The following is a 21,926-nucleotide window of genomic DNA, read 5'->3' as shown; positions in this document are numbered from 1 at the left end:
CACCCGCCCCACCCTCCCACCCCCTCGATCATGAGGTTGGCGGCGAAGTCGATCTGCTCGACCGCCGCCAACCTCATGATCGACAGGGCTTTGTCGGGGCCGGTCAGTCGTTGAGGACCTGGGACAGGCGGTCGCGGAAGCGGCGCTCGGAGGGGCTGACCACGCTGCCGCCGAGGCCGAGAATCCCGCCGCTGCTGGCGGCACCGACCACCTGGTCGGCGATCTCCACCAGCCAGTGCCGGTACGCGCCGGCCTCGCCCTCGTCCACCTTGGCCGCCAGCAGCGTGGTGGCCTCCTTGGCCCGTGCCAGCACGTCCTCGGCGTAGCCGCGAGGGTCGTCGGGCGTGACCAGCGGCAACTCCTCACCGGCCTCGGGATCCCCGACCCGCGTCACGAGCTCCCCGGCCACCGCCGCCACCAGCGGACTGGCCGACTCCCGCCCGGCGGAGATGCCCTCCAGGCCGGCGGCGCTCTCGGCCATCGTCGCCTTGGTGCCGTCGGACTCCGCGGCGCTCGCCGCGGCCAGCACCGACTGGGGTAGGCCGACCAGCAACCCCCACTCCTCGTCGGAGAAACCGAAACCGGTGTACGCCGGTTCTTCGATCACGGCTGTGCCCCTCCCGATCGTCGTCCAGGTCTGCCCCGCCGCCCACCACGGCGGACGGCCGGCCCAGGTTAGTCCAGCGCGAGCAGTCCCTGTTCGGACACCACGCTGACCGACAGCGTCTTGTACCCGACCTCGTCGAACAGGACCGTCATCCGGCCCTCCTCGTAGCTGAGGACCAGGCCGCTGCCCCAGTCGGGGTGCCGGACCTGACTGTGCACCGGGAACGGACCCACCGCGCCGTCGTCGGCGACGCTGCTGCCGGCGTGACAGTTGTCGCAGTGCCCGCAGATCGCGGTCATCTGCTCGCCGAAGTAGGCCAGCAGGGTCTGCCCCCGGCAGGAGTTGGTCTCGGCGAAGGCCCGCATCATGTCGGTACGCGAGCGGGTCAGGTTCTGCTGCCGTTCGGCCTCGGCCAGGGCGGCCGCGGCGGCGTCCACCGGAGTGGGGGAGTAGCGCGGCGCCCCCACCCGCTGTCCCGCCCGGGGCTGCGCGGCACCCACCTGCTCCAGCAGCGCGAGGTACTGCCCGAGCTTGCGTGGTCCCAGCCCGGTGACCTCGCGCAACTCCTTGCGGCTGCTCGGCGCGCGGCGTAGAAGCGCGGCCAGGTCGCGCAGTTCGGTGGCGTCCGGCAGGCCGCCGCTGAAGTAGCGCTGCAACCCGACGTCCTCGGCCTGCCACAGCAGCAGTACCCGGGCCGGTTGGCCGTCGCGTCCGGCCCGGCCGATCTCCTGGAAGTAGCTGTCCGGCGAGTCGGGCAGCGCCATGTGCACCACCCAGGCGATGTTCGGTTTGTCGATGCCCATGCCGAACGCCGAGGTGGCCACCATGATCGGCACCTGGTCGGCGAGGAACGCCTCGTGCAGTCGGCTGCGGGCGCTGCCGGACATGCCGCCGTGGTAGTACTGCGCCGGGAATCCGTTGTCGGTGAGCCGGGCGGCCAGCTCCTCCGCGGCCCGGCGGGTGGGTACGTAGATGATGCCGGGCCGGGTGTCCTCGGCCAGCAGCGTGGTCAGCCGTCGCCACCGGTAGTCCTCGGTGGGACAGTGCGCCACCTCGAGGAAGAGGTTGGGGCGGTCCAACCCGGACACCACGATCTCCGGCTCCCGCAGCCGCAACCGGGCGACGATGTCCTCGCGTACCGGTGGGGAGGCGGTGGCGGTCAGCGCCACCACCGGCGGCCGGCCGATGCCGTCGATGAGCTGCCCGAGCGCCAGGTAGTCCGGGCGGAAGTCGTGCCCCCAGGCGGAGATGCAGTGCGCCTCGTCGATGGCGACCAGGGCCGGCCGCAGGGCCCGCACCTCGGCCAGCCGGTCCGGGTTGGCCAGCTGCTCGGGGGTGATGAAGAGGAACTCGGCCCGCCCGTCCCGGATCTCGGCGATCGCCTCGGCCTGCTGGGCCGGCGCCTCGTCGGAGCTGATCCGTACCGCGCGCAGCTCCGGACGCTGTCGTTCGTTGAGCGCGGCGATCTGGTCCTGTTGCAGGGCGAGCAGCGGCGAGATCACCACGGTGGGGCCGGGGATCAGGCTGGCCGGGATCTGGTAGATCGCCGACTTGCCGGCGCCGGTGGGCAGTACCACCAGCGCGTCGCGTCGCTTCATCACCGCCCGCATGGCGGCGAGTTGGTTGGGGCGCAGGGCCTGCCAGCCGAACAGGCTGCGCGCCGCGCGGCGCAACGACATCGAGTGCGTGGTCAGCTTCATCGAGGGCCGCAGGTACCCGGGCGGGGCGGCGACGAAACCCGCGACCACGGCCGACGGTTCAGCGCAGCTGCGGCAGCACCTCGCTCTGGTACAGGTCGAGCAGCCCCTGCCAGTCCGGCCCGGTGTTGGCGACGTACACCTCGTCGAAGCCGGCCTTGGCGAACGCGTCGATCCGGGCCAGGTGCGCGTCGGCGGAGTCGCCGCAGACGAACGACTCCCGCATGGCCGCCGGGTCGACCAGCTGCGCGGCCTGCTCGAAGTGGCGGGGTGAGGGCAGCACCTGCAACAGCTCACCCGGGATGGCCTCGGTCGGCCAACGCTCGTACGCCAACCGCATCCCCTCCTGCTCCGTCGGGGCGTACGCGGCCTTGAAGCCGCCCTGGCACGGCTTGTCGCCGCCGCCGTTGTCCCGGAACCGGCGGACCAGGTCGGCGTCGGGCATGGTGTTGACGAAGCCGTCGCCGATGCGGGCGGCGAGGTCCACCGCCTTGGGGCCGAACGCCGAGACGTAGACCGGTGGGGGTGTCTCGGGCAGCGTGTAGACGCGGGCGTGCTCGACCCGGTAGTGCCGTCCATAGTGGTTGACGAACTTGCCGCGCCACAGCTTGCGCATCACCTCGACGGCCTCCTCCAGCATCTCCAGCCGCACGCCGGCCTGCGGCCACGGGTCGCCGAGGATGTGCTCGTTGAGCGCCTCGCCCGAGCCGACACCGAGGATGAACCGCCCGCCGTGCAGCACCGCGCTGGTCGCGGCCGCCTGGGCCAGCACCGCCGGGTGGATGCGGGTGGTCGGGCAGGTCACCGCGGTGGTCACCGGCAGGCTGGTGGCCTGGCTCAGGGCGCCGATCATCGACCAGACGAAGGGGCTCTGGCCCTGGGCGTCCGTCCAGGGATGGTAGTGGTCGGAGATCCACAGGGCCGAGAAGCCGGCCTGCTCGGCGGCGCGGGCCTGCGCCAGCAGCTCCGCGGGTGGGTATTCCTCAGTGGACAGGAAGTAGCCGATCCTCATTCGTCCCCCTCGCCGTGGCGGTGCCGTTTGCCAGAGGCGGTACCCCGGCGGGGGCGGGTCACACCAGCGTGGGGTGCTCAGCGGCGGAACATCGCCCGGATCGCCGCGAACAGCAGCAGTCCGCCGACCACCAGGCCGAGCAGGCGTACGCCGGGAATGTCGGCCGGGTTCGTCGCGTCAGCCAGCAGCGGGTCCATTCCCGAACTCTCGCGGTAGCGCGCTCCCAAGGCAACTGTAAGGTTTATTGACTATTTGATTGGACGGTGTGACCATGTCTGCACCGCCGGGTGGCGGGGACCACGGCGGAGCAGACGGGGGTGCAGTGCCGGCATGAGTGAGCGTCAGCGAGCGAATCATGGGCTCAGGGTGGTGGTGCCTCGTGGCGGCACGCAGCGGAGCGGAGTGCCGGCATGAGTGAGCGTCAGCGTGCGGATCAGAGCAGTGTCGGGAACCTGGCGGCGTTGGCGGCCGGCGTCCTGCAGCCCGGCTTCGTCGGCACCGTTCCGCCCGCCTGGGTCTGCCGGTGGCTCGGCGAGGGGCTCGGGTCGGTCGTCCTGTTCAGCCGCAACGTCGTGGACCCGGAGCAGGTGGCGGCGCTCACCGCCGCGTTGCGGGCGGAACGGCCGGACGTGATCGTGGCGATCGACGAGGAGGCCGGGGACGTCACCCGGTTCGAGTCGGGTCGGGGCAGTTCCCGGCCGGGCAACCTGGCCCTCGGCGCGGTGGACGACCCGGCGCTCACCGAGGAGGTGGCCCGCGACCTCGCCGTCGATCTCGCCGCCGTCGGCGTCACCCTGGACTACGCGCCGGACGCCGACGTCAACTCAAACCCCGACAACCCGGTGATCGGGGTCCGTTCGTTCGGCGCCGACCCGGCGCTGGTGGCCCGGCACACCACCGCGTGGGTACGCGGCCTGCAGTCCGGCGGCGTCGCCGCCTGCGCCAAGCACTTCCCGGGCCACGGCGACACCCACGTGGACTCGCACCACGACCTGCCCCGGATCACCGGCGACCGGGCCCGTCTCGACGCCGTCGAGCTGGCGCCGTTCCGGGCGGCCATCGCCGCGGGCGTGCAGGCGGTGATGACCGGGCACCTGCTGGTGCCGGCGTTGGATCCGCAACTGCCGGCCACCCTCAGCGGGCGGATCCTCGGCGGTCTGCTGCGCGAGGAGATGGGCTTCAACGGGGTCGTGGTGACCGACGGGATCGAGATGCAGGCGGTGGCGGGCCGGTACGGCCTCGCCGGGGCCGTGGTACGGGCCCTCGCCGCCGGTGCGGACGCGATCTGCGTCGGCGGGGAGCACGCCGACGAGGAGACGGTCCGGCACCTGCGCGACGCCATCGTCGACGCGGTCGTCGCCGGGGACCTGCCGGAGGAGCGGCTGGCCGAGGCGGCCAAGCGGGTCGGCCAGCTCGCCGCCTGGACGACGACCGCCCGGGCGGCCCGGCCGGGCGCCGGTGGCGTGCCGGGTGGCGGTGCCGGTTCGACGGTGGGGTTGGCCGCGGCGCGCCGCGCGGTCCGGGTCACCCGCACCAACGGGGCCGGTGGGCTGCCGCTGGCCGGCGCCGCACACGTGGTCGAGTTCGCACCGCCACACAACATCGCGATCGGTACGGACACCCCGTGGGGGGTGGCCACGCCGCTGGCCGAGTTGCTGCCGGGCACCACGGGTGCCCGTTACACGGAGGCCGTCACCCCGGCCGATCCGGCCGCCGACGCCACCGGTCGGCCGCTGGTGCTGGTGGTGCGGGACCTGCACCGGCACGCCTGGATGCGGGCCGCCGTCGACCGGGCGCTGGCGGTCCGGCCGGACGCGGTGGTGGTGGAGCTGGGTGTTCCCGCACTGGTCACCGGCGCGGTGCACCTCGCCACCCACGGCGCCACCCGGGCTGCCGGGCGGGCCGCGGCCGAGCTGCTCAGCGGCGCCCCGGTCACGCCGGGCTGGTGACCAGGTCGGCGTACTCGGGGTGGTGTTCGATGAAGGCGGCCATGAACGGGCACTGGGGCACCACCCGTTGCCCCTGGGCCCGTACCTGGTCGAGGGCGCCGCGGATCAGGGCCGAACCGACCCCCATGTTCTGGAACGCCGGGTCCACCTCGGTGTGGGTGAAGATCAGCACCTCGGCGCGGGGCAGGTACTGGGTGAACCCGGCCAGCGCGTCGTCGACCAGGATCTCGTAACGGTGTTTGGCGGGGTTCTCCTCGACCAGCATGCTCACCTGCCCATTGTTCCCCGGCCACCGGCGGTGGCGGTGTGGTTCGCCGACGTCTCGTACCCTGGCGGCGTGACGAACCGACCCTCCACCGGCAAGACCCTCCGAACCCCCGCCGGAAAGGCCGCCGGCCTGCTGCTCGGCCTCGCGCTCGGCGCTGCCCTGCTGACCGGGTGCAGCTCGGAGGGGGCCAGCACCTCCTGCGGCCTGGATGCCTGCACGGTGACCTTCGACCGGGGCGTGCAGGCCAGCGCCAACATCTTCGGCGTCGAGGCCCGGCTGGTCGGCGCGGAGGACGACCGGGTCACCATCGAGGTCGCCGGTGAGCAGTTGACGCTGACCACCGGCCAGCAGGCGGCCGACGTGGGCGGCCTCGCGGTCACCCTGGACAGCGTCACCGATTCCGAGGTGAAGGTCCGCATCTCCCGCTGACGGTCCGCCACGACGCCGGGTGGCCCGGTCCGATCCGGGCCGCCGACGTCGGTGCCCGCCGGGTACGTTTGGAAATCTTCACGTCCGGAGATTGAGGGGCGCATGTCTCTCACCCGTAACGCTGAAGCCACCGCCGCCCGTACGGCGGACAGCCGGTGGCTGGAACTCCTCGCCCGGGCCGGCTTCATCGGCTACGGGATCGTGCACCTGCTGTTCGGCTGGCTGGCAGTGCAGATCGCGTTCGGCAACTCGGCCGACGACGGCGACCAGTCCGGCGCGCTGCGTACCCTCGCCGGGCAGCCGATGGGCCAGTTCCTGGTCGTCGCCATCGCCGTCGGAATGGTCGCGATGGCGATCTGGCAGGCCCTCGAGGCGGCCGTCGGTCATCAGGCCGAGAGCGGCAACGACCGGACCAAGGAGCGGATCGTCTCCGGCGCCCGGACGGTCGTCTACCTCTGGCTGGCCTGGACCGCCTGGAAGGTCTTCTCCAACGCCAACTCCGACAGCGCCTCCCAGCAGGAGGAGCTGACCGCCCGGATGATGGAGTCCACCGGCGGTCGGTGGCTGGTCGGTCTCGCCGGCCTCGTGTTGATCGGAATCGGCGTCGGGATGGCCGTCTACGGCTTCCAGAAGAAGTTCATGAAGCGCCTGAAGACCGGCGAGATGAACGCCCGGACCACCCAGCTCGCCCGCCGGCTCGGCATGGCCGGCTACCTCTCCCGGGGTACCGCCTTCGCCGTCGCCGGCCTGCTGGTCGTGCTGGCGGCGGTGAACTACGACCCGGAGCAGGCCCGTGGTCTGGACGCCGCGCTGCGTACGCTGCGCGACCAGCCGTTCGGCACCATCCTGCTCACCCTGGTCGGCCTGGGCATCGCCGCCTTCGGCGTCTACTGCTTTCTCCAGTCCCGCTACCGCAAGGTCTGACCCTCCGGCCACCGGTCACCGCGTCAGCGGTGGCCGGTGACGGCGATCCGAGGCACCATTGCCCCTTTGTGCGGATCTTGCCGTTCGGTCGGAAGGGGACAAACACGTGCACAGCTATCTGGTGACGGTCGTCGCCGCGCTCGCCGCGGCGGCGATCGCCGTTGCCTTGGTCGAGGTGGTGCACCGCCTGATCCGGCGGTGGGGTCGACGCTCACTGTTGCTGACCGAGTTGGCCGAGCACGCGCACCGGGCGTTCCAGGTGGCCGCCACCGTGCTCGCCGTACAGTTCGCCGTCCGGTTCAGCACCGGCTACGCGATCGGCAGCGGGTGGCGGCAGGTGTTGCTGCACCTGCTGGTCCTCGCCGTCATCGCCGCCACCGCCTGGCTGGTCGCCTCGCTGCTGGTGGTGGTCGAGGACACCGCGCTGGCCCGGTTCCGGGTGGACGTGCCGGACAACCGGCACGCCCGTCGGGTCCGTACCCAGGTCGTGATGCTCCGCCGGGTCACGATCGTGGTGATCGTGGTGCTCACGCTTGGCGTGATGCTGATGACCTTCCCGGCCGTACGGGGCATCGGTGCCGGCGTACTGACCAGTGCCGGCGTGGTCGGTGTCGTCGCCGCGCTGGCCGCGCAGAGCCTGCTGGGCAACGTCTTCGCCGGCCTGCAGTTGGCCTTCAGCGACGCGGTCCGCCTCGACGACGTGGTCGTCGTCGAGGGGGAGTGGGGCCGGATCGAGGAGCTGACGCTCAGCTACGTGGTGGTGCAGATCTGGGACGACCGGCGGCTCATCCTGCCCACCTCCTACTTCACCAGCACACCGTTCCAGAACTGGACGCGGACCGAGGCGGCGGTGCTGGGCACCGCCGAGTTCGAGGTCGACTGGTCGGTTCCGGTGCAGGCCATGCGGGAGGAGCTGCGCCGCCTGGCGGAGAGCACCGAACTGTGGGACGGCCGGGTCTGCGTACTGCAGGTGACGGACGCGACCGGCGGCATGATCAAGATTCGGGCGCTGGTGAGCGCGGCCAGCGCGGGCGCGTTGTGGGATCTGCGGTGTCTGGTCCGCGAACACCTGGTGGCCTGGGTACGCGACCAGCGGCCGACCGCCATGCCCCGGCTGCGCGCCGAGGTCGGCGACGCGGCCGGCAACCTGCCCTGGCAGTGGGTACAGCCGCGGCGTTCGACGCGCCGCCCCGTCGAGGCGGAGGTGCCCGACGACGCCCGGCTCTTCGGCGGCAGCGACGACGGCGACGCCCGCAGCGAAGCGTTCGTCGGCCCCGACGAACCCGCCGAGGTGCGCCGCTGACCGACGGTGGGAGGGGTTTGGGGCGGCGTTTTGTGGGGACAAGCTGCGGGACGCTGCTGTCCCCTCCCATCGTGGCCGGGTACCTCGGCGGCGCGGCGGGTCGACCACCGCGAGCAGGATTGACGGGCGTGCAGTTCGGGCATACAGCGCGGTGAAGACGAGAGGGGGACAGCATGGCAGACGTGGCGAACGTCCGGACCTCGCACAACGGGAGCGAGCCGTCCACCGCCGAGCTGGTCCAGCGGGCGACGGAGCAGGTCTCCCGTCTGGTACGCGACGAGTTCGCGCTCGCCCGCGCCGAGTTGACGCAGAAGGGCAAGCACGCCGGTGTGGGCGTCGGCCTGCTCGCCGGGGGTGGCGCGGTCGCGTTCTTCGGTCTCGGCGCGCTGATCACCGCGGCGATCCTGTTGCTGGCGTTGGTGTTGCCGGCGTGGGCGGCCGCCCTGATCGTGGCGGGGACGTTGTTCCTCGTCGCCGGCGCGCTCGCCCTGGTCGGTCGGCGTCAGCTCAGCCGTGCGGTCCCGCCGGTGCCGCAGGCCACCGTCCGCAGCCTGCGGGCCGACGTCGACGTGGTCAGCGCCGCGGTGAAGGACAGGGGGCGGGCATGACACGCAACGGCACGGGCGACACCGAGGCGCTGCGCGAGGAGATCCGGCGCACCCGGGTCGAGCTGGGCGAGACGATGGAGGCGTTGGCCGCCAAGGCCGACGTCAAGAAGCGGCTGAAGTCCTCGGCGGACCAGGCCCGGGAACGGGTACGCGAACAGGCCGCGATGACCGTGGCCCGGGTACGCGCCCAGACCGGCCTCCGGCAGGAGATGGGCGGGCCGGCCGCACGGCCCGGACCGGCTCCGTTCGTCGCGTTGGCGGCCGGCGCGGTCGTCGCCGCGGTGGTGCTGGCCATCATTGCCGGGAGGCGGCGGTGAGCAAGGGGATCAGCAAGGTCGCCTACAAGCCGGTGGGTGTGCTCATGGGCATCGCCGCCGGTGCGATCGCGAGCACCATCTTCCGTCAGGTGTGGAAGATGACCGCCGGTGACGGTGACGCCCCCAACGCGACCGACGAGGACCGCCGCTGGGGCGAGGTCCTCGCGGCGGCGGCGTTGCACGGCGCCATCTTCGCCGTCGTACGGGCCGCCGTCGACCGGGGCGGTGCGGTCGGCGTACGCCGGCTCACCGGCCGTTGGCCGGACTGAGCCCACGATTCGGGACGGGCTTTTCGCCTTACCTGTCACCGCCACCCGACCGACCTGACGCATCCGTCAGGTCACATGTCGGAAAATTTCGTCGGGTAGGCTGTGCAGAGTTTTTGTGTACGTGGTTTGCTGTTCCACGCTGTTGAGAGATGGCGTGGGTTGAGAGAAGTCTCCTTCATCGGGGGCCGCCTCAGGCGCCGCTGCTCGAAAACGGCCATCCGGCCGCACGGCGTGCTCGGCCGCCAGTTTTAGAAGGAGATACACATGGCGCAGGGAACCGTGAAGTGGTTCAACGCTGACAAGGGCTTCGGCTTCATCACCGTCGACGGCGGGGGTGCTGACGTGTTCGTCCACTTCTCGGCCATCCAGTCCAGCGGCTACCGCACGCTGGAGGAGAACCAGCGGGTGGAGTTCGAGATCGCCCAGGGCCAGAAGGGTCCGCAGGCCGAGCAGGTCCGCCCCCTCTGAGTGCACCGCTCGGCGGCCGCCGGCCAGTGGCCAGGCGGCCCCATGAATCGGTGTGAAGCCCCGCGTTCGGCGACGACGCGGGGCTTTTCCATGTCCACGACCCGGTAGGTTCCACGCGGTTCGGGCCGACCGCGGAGTCGCACTTGCCGGGCCGTGACCGCAGGGCCGCGTGGTGCGGGCCGCGACCGGCGGTCGCGGCCCGAAGTCCACTGTGCGGCGTCCGTGCGGCCGGGGTCAGCCCCGGTTGCGGGCGCGTACGCCGAGCCAGAGCAGGGCCAGGCCGGCCAGGGCCAGTAGCGGACCGAGCAGCGCCCAGACGCGGTGACCCGCCATGATGCTGTCCTCGACGTAGCCGAGGCCCTGGACGGTCCAGGCGGCGCCGACGACCACGGCCAGCAGGCCGAGGGTGAGCCGGAACCAGCCGCTCATCGCGCCCTTCTTCTCCCGGTTCTCGGCCGGTCCGGCGCTCACCACCGGTGGTGCACCTGGGGGCGGACCAGCTCGTCGTAGACGGCGGTCACCTCGGCGAGTTCCTGCGTGGACAGTGCCGGTTGGCCGGCCACGGCCGCGTTGGCCCGGGCCTGGTCGGCGTCGCGGGCGCCGGGGATGACCACGGTGACGCCCGCCTGGTCGAGCACCCAGCGCAGCGCGAACTGCGCCGTCGTCCGGTCGTCGCCGACCAGTGGGGCGAGTCGGCGGACGGCCGCCAGTCCGGTGTCGAAGTCGACGCCGGAGAACGTCTCGCCGACGTCGAACGCCTCGCCGTGCCGGTTGTAGGAGCGGTGGTCGTCGGCGGCGAAGGTGGTCTGCTCGTCGTAGCGCCCGGAGAGCAGGCCGCTGGCCAGCGGCACGCGCGCGATGATGCCGACCCCGGCGGCCGAGGCGGCCGGCAGCACCCGTTCGAGCGGCTTGTGGCGCAACGCGTTGAGGATGATCTGGACGCTGGCCACCCCCGGGCGGGCGATGGCGGTGAGGGCCTCGTCGCAGGTCTCCACGCTGACCCCGTACGCGGCGATCCGCTTCTCGGCGACCAGGGTGTCGAGGGCGTCGAAGACGCTGTCGTCGGCGAAGACCACCGTGGGTGGGCAGTGCAACTGCACCAGGTCCAGGGTGTCCACCCCGAGGTTCGCCCGGGACCGGTCGGTCCATTGTCGGAAGTTGTCCAGGGTGTATGCCTCGGGGGTCTGCGGTACGCGCCGGCCCATCTTCGTCGCCACGGTCAGCCCGGCGTCCGGGTGGGCCGCGAGGAACCGCCCGATCAACTGTTCGCTGCGTCCGTCGCCGTACACGTCGGCGGTGTCCAGGAAGGTGACGCCGGCTTCGACGGCGGCGCTGAGCACCGACATCGCGTCGTCCTCGGTGACCGTGCCCCAGTCGGCGCCGAGCTGCCAGGCGCCGAGGCCGACCACACCGACCTGTCGACCCAAGCGGGGGAAGGTGCGTAGCTCCATGCCGTTGAGCCTAGTGACCGTTCTTGTCGGCGGGGCGGCCGGGCCGTACGCTAACAAGACGTACGTACGGTTTTTAAGCGGGAGGCGTGATGTGGGATCCGGCGACGTACCTTCGCTACGACGACGAGCGGGCCCGCCCGTTCCACGATCTGCTCGCCCGGGTGCCCGCCACCCGGCCGCGTGCCGTGGTCGACCTCGGCTGCGGGCCGGGCACCCTGACCGCCACCCTCGCCGACCGCTGGCCCGGCAGCCGGATCGTCGGGCTGGACTCCTCGGCGGAGATGATCGCCCGCGCCGCCGCGCTGGACACCCCGGTCGGCTTCGCCGTGGCCGACGTACGCGACTGGCGTCCCGAGCCGGGCACCGACGTGGTGGTCAGCAACGCGGTGCTGCAGTGGGTGCCCGGGCACCGCGCGCTGCTCACCCGATGGGCCCGGGAACTGCCCACCGGTGCCTGGCTGGCCACCCAGGTCCCCGGCAACTTCGACGCGCCCTCGCACCGCGCGCTGCGCGAGCTCGCCGGACGCCCGCCGTGGCGCGCCGCACTGGCCCCGCTGCTGCGAGAGGCGCCGGTCGCCGAGCCGGTGGAGTACGCCGAGTCCCTGGTCGCCGCCGGCTGCGCCGTGGACGCCTGGGAGACTACCTACGTGCACCTGCTGACGGCCCGTCCCGACGCGGACCACCCGGTGTTGACCTGGATGGAGGGCACCGCGCTGCGCCCGGTCCGGGCCGCGCTGGACGCCGCCGACTGGTCGGCCTTCCGGACCGCACTCGCGGTACACCTCGCCGAGGCGTACCCGGCGCGCCAGGGGCAGGTGTACTTCCCGTTTCGACGGATCTTTGTCGTCGCCCGTACCGGCGCCCGCGCCCAGGAGAACTTGTGACCGATCTGCGTACCTTCATCGCCGGACTGCCAAAGGCCGAACTGCACGTGCACCACGTCGGCTCCGCCTCACCCCGGATCGTGGCCGAGCTGGCCGCCCGACACGAGGGGCAGAGCCCGGTTCCGGCCGATCCGCAGCTGCTGGCCGACTACTTCGTCTTCCGCGACTTCGCGCACTTCATCGAGCTGTACCTCAGCGTCGTGGACCTCGTCCGGGACCAGGAGGACGTCTGGATCCTCACCCACGAGGTCGCCCGCGAGCTGGCCCGCCAGCAGGTCCGCTACGCCGAGCTGACGGTGACGCCGTACTCGCACGTCACGCGCGGGATCCCGGCACCGGCGTTCTGCGAGGCGATCGAGGACGCCCGCAAGCGGGCCGCCGCAGACTTCGGCATCGAGCTGCGTTGGTGCTTCGACATCCCGGGCGAGGCCGGCCTGCCGGCCGCCGAGGAGACGCTCCGGATCTGCCTGGAGGAGCGCCCGGACGGGCTGATCAGCTTCGGGCTGGGCGGCCCGGAGATCGGGGTGCCCCGACCGCAGTTCAAGCCGTACTTCGACCAGGCCCGGGCCGCGGGGTTGCACTCGGTGCCGCACGCGGGGGAGACCACCGGGCCGCAGACCATCTGGGACGCACTACGGGACCTGGGTGCCGAGCGGATCGGCCACGGCATCTCCGCCGCCCAGGACTCCGAGTTGCTGGCCTACCTCGCCGAGCGGCAGATCGCCATGGAGGTGTGCCCGACCTCCAACGTCCGGACCCGGGCGGTGGCCACCATCGCGGAACACCCGCTGCCCCGCCTGGTCGAGGCCGGGCTGCTGGTCACCATCAACTCCGACGACCCGCCGATGTTCGGCACCACCCTCGACGACGAGTACGCGGTGGCCGCCGAACTGCTGGACGCCGGTCCGGCGCAGGTGGCGGCGCTGGCCCGCAACGCGGTGACCGCGTCCTTCCTGGACGAGCCGGGTAAGCGACGGCTCACCGCGGAGATCGACGGGTACCTGGCGAAGGCGCTGGGCTGAGCCGGCCGCCGCGCAGGGCGCCCGGGACCGGCGGCGAATCCGCATGAAGTGGCGCGCGGCGGGAGGAGGTGTGGGGGGACCGTGACTCCCGCCGCGCGCACGGCTCCACCGGCCGGATGCGCTGGGAGCGGTTGGCCGGTGGAACTGCTGGGTTCGGGGAGAATCCTCGCAGTCGTCGCCCGGTGGCGGACCGGGGTTAATCCGGATCTAAGGAAGACTTGTGCCACCGCACAACCCGGCCTCGCCGACCTGCTGGTACGCCCTGCGGCTCAGCTGTCCGTCGGGCGTTGCCGGGGCCAGCGGCGTCCGCTGCTCTTCTGCTCCCGGGCCATCCGGCCCACCAGGCCGAACCGGCTGACCTGGCGCGGCGTCGCCTCCGGGTCGGCCAGCAGCATCACCACGCTGGCCCCGCCGAGGCGGGCCCGGTCGATGCTGACCGACCCGTTGGCCTGCAACGCCACCCGCTTGGCGATGTCCAGACCGAGCCCGGTCGAGCCCTGGTCGCTGGCGCCCCGGCGCAATGCGCGATCCGGGTCGACGATGCCCGGACCGGCGTCGTCGATCCGGATCGCCACGTACCCGTCGCGTCGGGACACCGCCACCTCGAACGCGGTGCCCTGCGGGGTGTAGCGGAACACGTTGCCGATCACCGCGTCCAGGGCGGCGGCCAGCTCGGCCCGCGGGACCGGTACCGGAATGCGCAGCTGGGCACCGATCACCCGGTGGGGACGGTTCTGGTCACCGGCGAGCGCCGCCCAGAAGACCATCCGGTCCCGGACCACCTCGCTCACGTCGCACATGGCCGGGCCGGGCTCGGTCGCCACCGTCTTGCGGGTGGTCTTGATCAGCACGTCGATCTCACCCTCCAGGGTGACGATCGCCTGCCGGATCCGCCGGATCCCGCGCCGGTAGTCCAACTCCGCCTGACTGAACGACCCCACGCTGGTGTCGTCGGACTCCAACGCCTCGGCGTCCAAGCGCAGCACCGTCAGCGGTGTACGCAACCGGTGCGACAGGTCCGCCACCAGCTCCCGCTCCTCGGTACGGGCCGCGACGAACCGCTCCGCCATCCGGTTGAAGGCGTGACCGGCCGCGGCCAGCTCGCGCGGGCCGGCCGGCGCCACGCGTACGCCCAGGTCGCCGTCGCCCACCGCGAGCGCCGCCTTGACCAGGTCCTTTGTGGCGTCCACCGTGCGTGCCGCGACCCGGTCCACGACCAGCACCGCCGCGCCCACCAAGGCGAGCGCCACTGCGGCCAGCAGCAGCCATCGGCCACCGCCGGCACCGGCGTACGCGGACTCCGGGACGAAGACCTCCACCACGGCGGTACGGTCGGCCAGCACCACCGGGTCCAGCCGCAGGACACCCCCGTCGACCGCCACGACCAGGGAACGTCCCTCGGCGCGGGCCTGCGCCAACTGGCCGGCGTCGGCCCGCCCGGCCGAGGAGTCCACGTCCAGTCCGTGGACGACCGGCCGGGTGGCCGGATCGTCGCCGCTGGCCTCCACGGCGCGGGTCACCACGTCCGGTTCGGTGCTCACCGCGAGCGCACCGGTCACCAGCGCGCTACGACGCGCCGCGTCGGCCACGGCCTCCTCGCGTGCCTTGCCGTCGAGGGTGAGCCCGAGCGGAACCAGGAAGGCGAGCGCCAGCAGGGTGCCCATGCCGGCCGTGAGCAGGGCCAGCGAGCGCCTCAGTCCGGCGCCACCAGCCGGAAGCCCACCCCCCGCACGGTGCGCAGGTAGCGCGGCTTCGCCGCGGACTCGCCCATTTTGCGGCGCAGCCAGTACAGGTGAACGTCGATTGTCTGGTCCTCGCCGACCGATGGCTGACGCCATACCTCCTCCAAGAGCTCCCGCCGGGACACTACCCGGCCCGGGCGGGCGGCGAGATACGCCAGCAGGTCGAATTCCTTGCGGGTCAGCGCCAACGCCTCCCCGTCCAGTTGGGCGCTGCGTTCGCCGACGTCGACCCGTAGGCCGCCCACGCTGTGTACCGTCGGTGCCACGGCGCGGCTGGCTCGTCCCACCCGGCGCAGCACGCTGGTGATCCGGGCGTCCAGGTGCGCGCCGGTGAACGGCTTGACCATGTAGTCGTCGGCGCCGGCCCGCAGCAGCCGGACCACCGACTGCTCGTCGTCGCGGGCGGTGGCGATGATGATCGGTACGTCGGTGATGCCGCGCAGCATCCGCAGGGCGTCCGACCCGTCCAGGTCCGGCAGACCGAGATCGAGTACGACGAGGTCGGGGGTTTCCGCGGCGACCCGCCGCAGCGCGTCCAACGCGGTGCCCACCGCGTGTACCGCGTGGCCCCGGTCGGTGAGGGAACGAAGCATTGCGCCGCGGACGACGTGATCGTCTTCGACCAGGAGGACGGTGGCCACCCCAGCACGGTACTCGGGGCGGCAAGCGGAACGTGATTGCGGCCCACCCCGAAACCCGCCAAGCTGGTGCAACGATGACGTTCACCCTCTATCCCGACACCCGCCTGGCCATCCGGGCCTGCGTCGAGGCGGGCGGCGACGTGGACACCACCGCCGCCATCGTCGGCGGGGTGGTGGCCGGATACGCCGGAGTGGGCACCCCGAACGGCGTACCCGCCTACTGGCTGGCCGCCCGGGAACCGCTGCCCGGCTGGCTCGGCTGACCCGGCCCGTTCACCGCCCGGCGCCGGCCGGGTGCCCCTGCCGGACAGGCGACTTCGCTGGCTCGACGGCGCTCGCTCGGGTGGGCGTGGCGGCCGGTTGGGTGGGCGTGGTGACCGGTTGCGCGGGCGGGGTCGTCGGTTGCTCCGGGTCGGCGGCGGATTCCGCCGGTCGGGGGGTCGGTTCCTCGTCGAGTACCGAGCGGTCGATCTCGTCGGCGGCCCGGCGCCGTCGGCTGATCAGCCAGCCCACCACCGCGCCGCCGCCCAGGCCGGCGACCAGGCCGGCGGCGAGCAGACTGGTGGGGTTCGGGCCGTTCGCCGCGGCGGCCGGGGCCGGCGGGGCGTCCGCCGCACCGCCGGGGGCGGCGCCGTGGCCGCCGTGGGCGCCCGGGTAGTTCGGGTCGCCGGGGGCCAGGGTCAGCGGGGGCAGGGGCCGCTGACCGGGCCCGCTGCCCCACTGCACCTGCAGGCCGTCGGTGTAGGTCTGGACCAGCTCGAAGTTCAGCTGCTCGGTCTGCGGCAGCGGGGCCATCGAGAACACCAACCGCGCCGGGCCCTCGGCGGCTTCCGGCGCCCGGGTCCAGGTCAGCGCGGCGGTGACGACGTCGGTGGCGGGGCCGTGCATCCCGGCCACCGGCACGTCCAGCTTCCGGGTGGTGATCGCGGGCGCCCACCCGGCCACCGACAACGGGTAGACCTCGGCGATCGGCGGATCCGCCGGCATCCGGATCTCGATGCGTTCGGTGCGTACCCCGGGTCGCTCGTCGGGCACCACGAACTCCATCTTGACCGAGTTGCCCTGCTGCGCCTGGGGCGGCGTGAAGGTCACGTCGTCGGCCCAGGCCGCCGTGGGCCAGCCCAGCACCCCGGCCAGGGCCAGCGCGGCCACCGTCCCGGCCCGGCGCCGACGGCTCCCGCCACGCGTCATCGCCATCTTGGGTTCCCCATCCCTAGAGTCGGCAGGGCCGGAACCGGATCCGGCCACACCCGGTAGTTCGGATCCGGGGCCGGAAAGGTTCAACGACGGGGTGATCTCGGTGTCGCCGATATCGGGCGGCAGTGCCCGACGGGCGACCGATAGCATCGAACGAGCCGACCTCGGCACCCACCGTCACATCTGCTGCGAGGAGTCTCCCGTGTCCGCACCCCGTACCCCCGCCGTGGCCGACCCCGTCGTCGTCGCCGCCGGGACGACGGCGGCCGACGCGGTGGCCGCCGCCGAACTGCCCACCACCGGGCCGAAGGCGATCGTGGTGGTCCGCGACCCACAGGGCGTGCTGCGCGACCTGGACTGGCGGCCGTCCGAGGAGACCGTGGTGGAGCCGGTCGCCCTCGACTCGCCGGACGGGCTCGACGTGCTGCGGCACTCGACCGCCCACGTGCTCGCCCAGGCGGTGCAGGACGTCTTCCCCGAGGCCAAGCTCGGCATCGGCCCGCCGATCGAGAACGGCTTCTACTACGACTTCGCCGTCGACAAGCCGTTCCAGCCCGACGACCTGGCCAAGCTCGAGAAGCGGATGCAGGAGATCGTCAAGTCCGGGCAGCGGTTCCGGCGGCGCCGGTTCGACAGCCTGGAAGAGGCCCGGGGCGAGTTGGCCGCCGAGCCGTTCAAGCTGGAACTGATCGAGGTCAAGGGCGAGGGGCTGGACTCCGCCGAGGTGATGGAGGTCGGCGGGGGCGAGCTGACCATCTACGACAACCTCGCCGCCGACTCCGACAAGGTCTGCTGGTCGGACCTGTGCCGGGGGCCGCACCTGCCGAACACCCGGCTGATCGGCGCGTTCAAGCTGATGCGCTCGGCCGCCGCGTACTGGCGGGGCAGTGAGAAGAATCCGCAGCTCCAGCGGGTGTACGGCACCGCCTGGCCGACCCGCGACGCGCTCAAGGCGTACCTGAAGCTGCTGGAGGAGGCGGCCCGGCGCGACCACCGCAAGCTCGGCGTGGACCTGGACCTGTTCAGCTTCCCCGACGAACTCGGCTCCGGCCTGGCGGTCTTCCACCCCAAGGGCGGCATCATCCGCCGGGAGATGGAGAACTACTCGCGGATCAAGCACGAGCAGGCCGGGTACGAGTTCGTCAACACCCCGCACATCACCAAGGGTCACCTGTACGAGGTCTCCGGGCACCTCGACTGGTACGCCGACGGCATGTTCCCGCCCATGGAGGTGGAGGGCGCGAGCTACTACCTCAAGCCGATGAACTGCCCGATGCACGACCTGATCTTCCGGTCCCGTGGTCGCTCCTACCGGGAGCTGCCGCTACGGATGTTCGAGTTCGGCACGGTCTACCGGTACGAGAAGTCCGGTGTGGTGCACGGCCTGACCCGGGTCCGTGGCATGACCCAGGACGACGCGCACATCTTCTGCACCGAGGAGCAGATGGCGGGGGAGCTGAAGTCCCTGCTCGCCTTCGTGCTGGAGCTGCTACGCGACTACGGGCTGGACGACTTCTACCTGGAGCTGTCCACCCGCAATCCGGAGAAGTCGGTCGGCACCGACGAGAACTGGGAGCGGGCCACCGAGGCGCTGCGGTCGGCGGCCGAGGAGTCCGGGCTCGCGCTGGTGCCCGACCCGGGCGGGGCGGCCTTCTATGGTCCGAAGATCTCCGTGCAGGCCAAGGACGCCATCGGCCGGACCTGGCAGATGTCCACCATCCAGGTCGACTTCAACCTGCCGGAGCGGTTCGGTCTGGAGTACCAGGCAGCGGACGGCAGCCGGCAGCGGCCTGTCATGATCCACCGGGCGCTGTTCGGCTCGATCGAGCGGTTCTTCGGCGTCCTCACCGAGCACTACGCGGGGGCGTTCCCGGCCTGGCTGGCCCCGGTGCAGGTGGTCGGCATCCCGATCCGCGAGGACCACACCGACTACCTGCACGGCTTCGTCGCGGCGTTGCGGGCCGAGGGCGTCCGCGCCCAGGTCGACGCGGGCGACGACCGGATGCAGAAGAAGATCCGCACCGCGCAGCAGCAGAAGATCCCGTTCATGGTGATCGCCGGGGACGACGACGTGGCCGCCGGCACCGTCTCGTTCCGCTACCGGGACGGCTCGCAGCGCAACGGTGTGCCGTTGGCCGAGGCGGTCGGTCACGTGCTGGACGTGGTGAAGTCCCGCACCAACACCGGCCCGTCCGCCGCCTGACCCGCCGCGACGGCGGCCCCGCGTGTGGTGGGGCCGCCGTCGCGGGTAGGTGGTCAGATCCCACAGCTCGGGGCCGACCAGGACCGGCTGGGCGAGGTGCCCAGGTGGGTGTGGTCGTTGTGTCCCGGATAGCCCGGGCCGAGGATGTTGGTGAACCCGTGGCTGCGGGCCTGCTGGGCGAGCGCGCAGAAGGAGTGCGACCCGACCAGGTCGATTCCGTCGCCGTAGAGGTGGCGGCTGTTGCTGGCGCCGCCGACCGCGCTGTTGCAGGAGTAGCTGCGGAATCCGCTGCTCAGGTAGAGGGGTGCGTTGCCCATGGCGCGGCGCATCGCCTGGAGCTTCCACATCGAGACCAGGGCGTTGAAGCGTGCGGTGCTCGCCGGGACCGCGCCGCCGGACCAGTCGCTGTTGCACCGGTTCCACTCGGCGTAGCTGAAGCTGACCGGGGTGCAGTCGGGGTCCTGCAACGCGTAGATCTGGTTGAACGTCTGCTGGCCGGCGACCCCGTCGGCGGCCAGGCCGTAGGCCTGCTGGAAGCGGATCACCGCTGACCGGGTGGCCGGACCGTACGCCCCGTCGAGGGTGAGCACCGCGCCGTAGCCGGGGTAGCCGGAGACCCGGATCTGCAACTGGCGTACGTCCTCGCCGGTCATCCCGGAGGAGAGCACGCGGCCCCAGGTGTAGCAGGCGTCGGCCTGGGCGGGGGTGCCGGTGGCGGTCACCGTCGTCAGGCTCGCCACCGCGGCCAGTACGCAGGCGGTGAGGGCCCGCCCCAGACGTCGCCGGACGGTACGTCGTTCCACAGCCACTCCAATCGACGATCTTCGAAGAAAGAGGGACTGAAAGCTTCACCGACGTCGATGTAATAGTCAAGAAACCTTTGTCGTATTCTGCAAGCGGGCGGCACCGCGGCCCGCGGTCACCGGGCGCCCACGGTGCGGGTGGCGGATTCGCCCCGTGCGGTACGTAGGATCGCCGTGTGACTGGGGCCGACGAGCACACCGACAGGGACATGGCCGACGGGCTGGACCGGCTCTGGACGCCCCACCGGATGACGTACATCTCGGGCGAGGACCGGCCGGAGGGCGGCTACGACAAGCCGTCCGGCTGCCCGTTCTGCCTGGCCCCGCGCCGGCCGCCCGAGGAGAGCCTGGTGGTCGCCCGCGGCGAGCACGTGTTCGTGGTGCTCAACCTCTACCCGTACAACCCCGGTCACCTGCTGGTCTGCCCCTACCGCCACGTGGCCGACTACACCGAGCTGGACGGGCCGGAGACCGCCGAGCTGGCGTCGTTCACCCAGACCGCGATGCGGGTGATCCGCAAGGTCAGCAACGCCCACGGCTTCAACCTGGGGATGAACCAGGGCGGGGTCGCCGGTGCCGGCATCGCCGCCCACCTGCACCAGCACGTGGTGCCCCGGTGGGGTGGCGACGCCAACTTCATGCCGGTGATCGGGCGGACCAAGGTGCTGCCGCAACTGCTCGGCGACACCCGCGACCTGCTACTACGCGCCTGGCCAACCTGACCGGACCGGCTCACCCGCGACCCGGTCCGCCGCCCGCCGGTGCGCCCCCCGGTGACGCTGCTCGGCCGACCTGTCGCCGCGTCGCCCGCCGCGGTCACCCGCGCACCCACCGCGGGCGTCGGTGACGACGCCGGATACGTTGCGTCAACAGCCGGCCGGTCCGGCGCGGACAGGTGGGGCCGTGAGCTGCGGCGGGGCCGCTGGTGCCGGATCGGCCGGTAAGCCGGTCCCGTTCGGATGATCCGTGGAACCGGGGCCTCCGTACGGATGATCGTGATGGATCTCCTCCAAGCACCGCCCCGAAGATGGCACGATGCGCCGGTGGCGGAGTCGACGCGGACGCTGGGTCGCAGCGGCATCGAGGTCAGCGCCCTGGGCATGGGCTGCTGGGCGATCGCCGGCCCCTGGGCCGAGGGGAGCATCCCGTTGGGCTGGGGCGCCGTCGACGACGCGGAGTCGATCCGGGCGATCCGCCGGGCACTCGAACTCGGCGTGACCCTCTTCGACACCGCCGACACGTACGGCGCCGGACACGGTGAACGCCTGCTCGGGCGAGCCCTGGCCGGCCGGCGCGACGCGGCGGTCATCGCCACCAAGTGGGGCTACACCTTCGACGAGCGGTCCCGGCAGGCCACCGGCACGGACGCCTCACCGGGCTACCTGCGGCGCGCCGTGCGACGTTCGCTGCGTCGCCTCGGTACCGACCGGATCGACCTCTACCAGCTGCACCTGGCGGACCTGCCGGTGGCCCGCGCGCAGGCGCTGATCGGCACGCTGGAGGAGTTGGTGACCGAGGGGCTCATCCGGGCGTACGGGTGGAGCACCGACCGGGTCGACCGGGCCGGCGCCTTCGGCCAGCACGCCCCGCACGCCGCCGCCGTACAGCACAGCCTGTCGGTGCTGCGCGACGCCCCCGACCTGCTCGGCGTCTGCGAGAAGTACGACCTGGCCAGCATCAACCGGGGGCCGCTGGGCATGGGGCTGCTCACCGGCAAGTACCACCACGCGTCGACGCTGCCGCACGACGACGTCCGGGGCATGACGTCGGGCTGGTTGGAGTGGTTCCGTGGCGGCCGACCCGCCCCGGAGTGGCTGCGCCGCGTGCAGGCGGTCCGGGCGGCGCTGACCGCCGACGGGCGCACCCTCGCGCAGGGGGCGTTGGGCTGGATCTGGGCCCGCAGCGACCGGACGATCCCGATCCCGGGCTGCCGCAGCGTGGCCCAGGTCGAGGAGAACGCGGCCGCGTTGTCCCGCGGACCACTCACCCCCGACCACTTCGCGGAGGTGGAACGCCGGCTCGCCGCGCTGCGCGCCGCCGCCCTACGCGAACTCGACCGTCCCTACTGGCCTAGCCCCATGCTCCCCACCGCCCGCCCCTGACACCCGTTACCCCCCCCGCGTGGTCCCCGG

23 protein-coding genes and 1 pseudogene are annotated in these 21,926 nt (G+C 72.3%); 14 read left to right on the top strand and 10 right to left on the bottom strand.

The features are described 5' to 3' along the window. Positions 1–103 precede the first annotated feature (103 nt). The 3 genes from D2L64_RS14990 to D2L64_RS14980 all read right to left on the bottom strand — a co-directional run bounded on the left by D2L64_RS14990 (position 104) and on the right by D2L64_RS14980 (position 3,316). Positions 104–607, bottom strand: a complete 504-nt coding sequence (locus D2L64_RS14990; RefSeq protein WP_119576806.1) for a hypothetical protein — start codon at positions 605–607, stop codon at positions 104–106. Positions 608–675: 68 nt separating this feature from the next. Then, positions 676–2,307: a RecQ family ATP-dependent DNA helicase gene (locus D2L64_RS14985; RefSeq protein WP_119576867.1), complete on the bottom strand. Its 1,632-nt coding sequence runs from the start codon at positions 2,305–2,307 to the stop codon at positions 676–678. Positions 2,308–2,365: 58 nt separating this feature from the next. Continuing rightward, complete coding sequence (locus D2L64_RS14980) at positions 2,366–3,316, bottom strand: TIGR03557 family F420-dependent LLM class oxidoreductase (RefSeq protein ID WP_119576803.1); 951 nt, start codon at positions 3,314–3,316, stop codon at positions 2,366–2,368. Between the two features lie 410 nt (positions 3,317–3,726). On the opposite strand from D2L64_RS14980, the gene D2L64_RS14975 reads away from it, so the two are divergent. Next, complete coding sequence (locus tag D2L64_RS14975; protein WP_119576800.1) at positions 3,727–5,265, top strand: glycoside hydrolase family 3 protein; 1,539 nt, start codon at positions 3,727–3,729, stop codon at positions 5,263–5,265. Here D2L64_RS14975 and D2L64_RS14970 read toward each other — a convergent pair. After that, entirely contained in the window at positions 5,249–5,530 is a 282-nt protein-coding gene (locus D2L64_RS14970; protein ID WP_233558958.1) for a GNAT family N-acetyltransferase, read from the bottom strand. The two genes, D2L64_RS14975 and D2L64_RS14970, sit on opposite strands and share 17 nt — an antisense overlap. A 72-nt stretch (positions 5,531–5,602) precedes the next feature. On the opposite strand from D2L64_RS14970, the gene D2L64_RS14965 reads away from it, so the two are divergent. From D2L64_RS14965 to D2L64_RS14935, 7 genes are all read left to right on the top strand, one after another. Further along, a complete protein-coding gene (locus D2L64_RS14965) occupies positions 5,603–5,962 on the top strand; it encodes a hypothetical protein (protein WP_119576865.1) in 360 nt (119 codons plus the stop codon). 102 nt (positions 5,963–6,064) lie between these two features. After that, on the top strand, positions 6,065–6,886 hold the full coding sequence (locus tag D2L64_RS14960; RefSeq protein ID WP_119576794.1) for a DUF1206 domain-containing protein: 822 nt from the start codon (positions 6,065–6,067) through the stop codon (positions 6,884–6,886). Between the two features lie 106 nt (positions 6,887–6,992). Further along, entirely contained in the window at positions 6,993–8,189 is a 1,197-nt protein-coding gene (locus D2L64_RS14955; RefSeq protein ID WP_119576791.1) for a mechanosensitive ion channel family protein, read from the top strand. 173 nt (positions 8,190–8,362) lie between these two features. Next, complete coding sequence (locus tag D2L64_RS14950) at positions 8,363–8,797, top strand: phage holin family protein (protein ID WP_119576788.1); 435 nt, start codon at positions 8,363–8,365, stop codon at positions 8,795–8,797. Further along, entirely contained in the window at positions 8,794–9,114 is a 321-nt protein-coding gene (locus D2L64_RS14945; RefSeq protein WP_119576785.1) for a DUF3618 domain-containing protein, read from the top strand. The genes D2L64_RS14950 and D2L64_RS14945 overlap by 4 nt, the downstream gene beginning before the upstream one ends. After that, positions 9,111–9,383: a DUF4235 domain-containing protein gene (locus tag D2L64_RS14940; protein WP_119576782.1), complete on the top strand. Its 273-nt coding sequence runs from the start codon at positions 9,111–9,113 to the stop codon at positions 9,381–9,383. Before D2L64_RS14945 ends, D2L64_RS14940 begins: the two co-directional genes overlap by 4 nt. Before the next feature lie 264 nt (positions 9,384–9,647). After that, positions 9,648–9,851: a cold-shock protein gene (locus tag D2L64_RS14935; RefSeq protein ID WP_013732668.1), complete on the top strand. Its 204-nt coding sequence runs from the start codon at positions 9,648–9,650 to the stop codon at positions 9,849–9,851. A gap of 234 nt (positions 9,852–10,085) precedes the next feature. Here the strand turns inward: D2L64_RS14935 and D2L64_RS14930 are convergent, their stop codons facing one another. Together D2L64_RS14930 and D2L64_RS14925 are read right to left on the bottom strand one after the other, a co-directional pair. Next, entirely contained in the window at positions 10,086–10,280 is a 195-nt protein-coding gene (locus D2L64_RS14930) for a hypothetical protein (RefSeq protein WP_119576862.1), read from the bottom strand. A gap of 38 nt (positions 10,281–10,318) precedes the next feature. Next, the gene (locus tag D2L64_RS14925; protein ID WP_119576779.1) at positions 10,319–11,302 is read right to left on the bottom strand and encodes an aldo/keto reductase; all 984 of its coding nucleotides are present in this window, start codon (positions 11,300–11,302) and stop codon (positions 10,319–10,321) included. Positions 11,303–11,391: 89 nt separating this feature from the next. Between D2L64_RS14925 and D2L64_RS14920 the strand changes: the two genes are divergently transcribed. Both D2L64_RS14920 and D2L64_RS14915 read left to right on the top strand, forming a co-directional pair. Continuing rightward, the gene (locus D2L64_RS14920; RefSeq protein WP_119576764.1) at positions 11,392–12,186 is read left to right on the top strand and encodes a trans-aconitate 2-methyltransferase; all 795 of its coding nucleotides are present in this window, start codon (positions 11,392–11,394) and stop codon (positions 12,184–12,186) included. After that, a complete protein-coding gene (locus D2L64_RS14915) occupies positions 12,183–13,208 on the top strand; it encodes an adenosine deaminase (protein ID WP_119576761.1) in 1,026 nt (341 codons plus the stop codon). Before D2L64_RS14920 ends, D2L64_RS14915 begins: the two co-directional genes overlap by 4 nt. A gap of 269 nt (positions 13,209–13,477) precedes the next feature. On the opposite strand, the gene D2L64_RS14910 is transcribed toward D2L64_RS14915, so the two are convergent. Further along, a complete protein-coding gene (locus tag D2L64_RS14910; protein ID WP_199714532.1) occupies positions 13,478–14,872 on the bottom strand; it encodes a HAMP domain-containing sensor histidine kinase in 1,395 nt (464 codons plus the stop codon). Positions 14,873–14,901: 29 nt separating this feature from the next. Next, positions 14,902–15,591, bottom strand: coding sequence for a response regulator transcription factor (locus D2L64_RS14905; protein WP_119576758.1), 690 nt, complete (start codon positions 15,589–15,591; stop codon positions 14,902–14,904). 71 nt (positions 15,592–15,662) lie between these two features. Here D2L64_RS14905 and D2L64_RS14900 point away from each other — a divergent pair. Next, positions 15,663–15,854, top strand: a pseudogene (locus tag D2L64_RS14900) (ADP-ribosylglycohydrolase family protein); the annotation flags it as partial. Between the two features lie 10 nt (positions 15,855–15,864). Here the strand turns inward: D2L64_RS14900 and D2L64_RS14895 are convergent. Continuing rightward, positions 15,865–16,788 (bottom strand): DUF1775 domain-containing protein, encoded by a 924-nt coding sequence (locus tag D2L64_RS14895; RefSeq protein WP_158603505.1) that lies wholly within the window; start codon positions 16,786–16,788, stop codon positions 15,865–15,867. A 202-nt stretch (positions 16,789–16,990) separates the two neighbouring features. On the opposite strand from D2L64_RS14895, the gene thrS reads away from it, so the two are divergent. Further along, on the top strand, positions 16,991–18,991 hold the full coding sequence (thrS, locus tag D2L64_RS14890; protein ID WP_119576752.1) for a threonine--tRNA ligase: 2,001 nt from the start codon (positions 16,991–16,993) through the stop codon (positions 18,989–18,991). Between the two features lie 53 nt (positions 18,992–19,044). Here the strand turns inward: thrS and D2L64_RS14885 are convergent, their stop codons facing one another. Beyond that, on the bottom strand, positions 19,045–19,794 hold the full coding sequence (locus tag D2L64_RS14885; RefSeq protein WP_119576749.1) for a D-Ala-D-Ala carboxypeptidase family metallohydrolase: 750 nt from the start codon (positions 19,792–19,794) through the stop codon (positions 19,045–19,047). A gap of 209 nt (positions 19,795–20,003) precedes the next feature. Between D2L64_RS14885 and D2L64_RS14880 the strand changes: the two genes are divergently transcribed. Continuing rightward, on the top strand, positions 20,004–20,516 hold the full coding sequence (locus D2L64_RS14880) for an HIT family protein (protein WP_119576747.1): 513 nt from the start codon (positions 20,004–20,006) through the stop codon (positions 20,514–20,516). Positions 20,517–20,837: 321 nt separating this feature from the next. After that, positions 20,838–21,896, top strand: coding sequence for an aldo/keto reductase (locus D2L64_RS14875; protein ID WP_119576744.1), 1,059 nt, complete (start codon positions 20,838–20,840; stop codon positions 21,894–21,896). The last annotated feature ends 30 nt before the right edge of the window (positions 21,897–21,926 follow it).

Source organism: Micromonospora radicis (genome assembly GCF_003583405.1).
Lineage (GTDB): Bacteria > Actinomycetota > Actinomycetes > Mycobacteriales > Micromonosporaceae > Micromonospora > Micromonospora radicis.
The sequence above is the reverse complement of the archived record's forward strand: the minus strand, read 5'-3'. Positions and strand labels throughout refer to the sequence as shown.

Excerpts from the sequence above, each read along its gene's own strand:
- D2L64_RS14950 (WP_119576788.1), top strand. The coding sequence starts at position 8,363 with ATGGCAGACGTGGCGAACGTCCGGACCTCGCACAACGGGAGCGAGCCG.
- D2L64_RS14945 (WP_119576785.1), top strand. The coding sequence starts at position 8,794 with ATGACACGCAACGGCACGGGCGACACCGAGGCGCTGCGCGAGGAGATC.
- D2L64_RS14980 (WP_119576803.1), bottom strand. The coding sequence starts at position 3,316 with ATGAGGATCGGCTACTTCCTGTCCACTGAGGAATACCCACCCGCGGAG.
- D2L64_RS14925 (WP_119576779.1), bottom strand. The coding sequence starts at position 11,302 with ATGGAGCTACGCACCTTCCCCCGCTTGGGTCGACAGGTCGGTGTGGTC.
- D2L64_RS14880 (WP_119576747.1), top strand. The coding sequence starts at position 20,004 with ATGGCCGACGGGCTGGACCGGCTCTGGACGCCCCACCGGATGACGTAC.
- D2L64_RS14910 (WP_199714532.1), bottom strand. The coding sequence starts at position 14,872 with ATGGGCACCCTGCTGGCGCTCGCCTTCCTGGTTCCGCTCGGGCTCACC.
- D2L64_RS14935 (WP_013732668.1), top strand. The coding sequence starts at position 9,648 with ATGGCGCAGGGAACCGTGAAGTGGTTCAACGCTGACAAGGGCTTCGGC.
- D2L64_RS14975 (WP_119576800.1), top strand. The coding sequence starts at position 3,727 with ATGAGTGAGCGTCAGCGTGCGGATCAGAGCAGTGTCGGGAACCTGGCG.
- D2L64_RS14920 (WP_119576764.1), top strand. The coding sequence starts at position 11,392 with ATGTGGGATCCGGCGACGTACCTTCGCTACGACGACGAGCGGGCCCGC.
- D2L64_RS14960 (WP_119576794.1), top strand. The coding sequence starts at position 6,065 with ATGTCTCTCACCCGTAACGCTGAAGCCACCGCCGCCCGTACGGCGGAC.
- D2L64_RS14970 (WP_233558958.1), bottom strand. The coding sequence starts at position 5,530 with ATGCTGGTCGAGGAGAACCCCGCCAAACACCGTTACGAGATCCTGGTC.
- D2L64_RS14895 (WP_158603505.1), bottom strand. The coding sequence starts at position 16,788 with ATGGCGATGACGCGTGGCGGGAGCCGTCGGCGCCGGGCCGGGACGGTG.
- D2L64_RS14985 (WP_119576867.1), bottom strand. The coding sequence starts at position 2,307 with ATGAAGCTGACCACGCACTCGATGTCGTTGCGCCGCGCGGCGCGCAGC.
- D2L64_RS14930 (WP_119576862.1), bottom strand. The coding sequence starts at position 10,280 with ATGAGCGGCTGGTTCCGGCTCACCCTCGGCCTGCTGGCCGTGGTCGTC.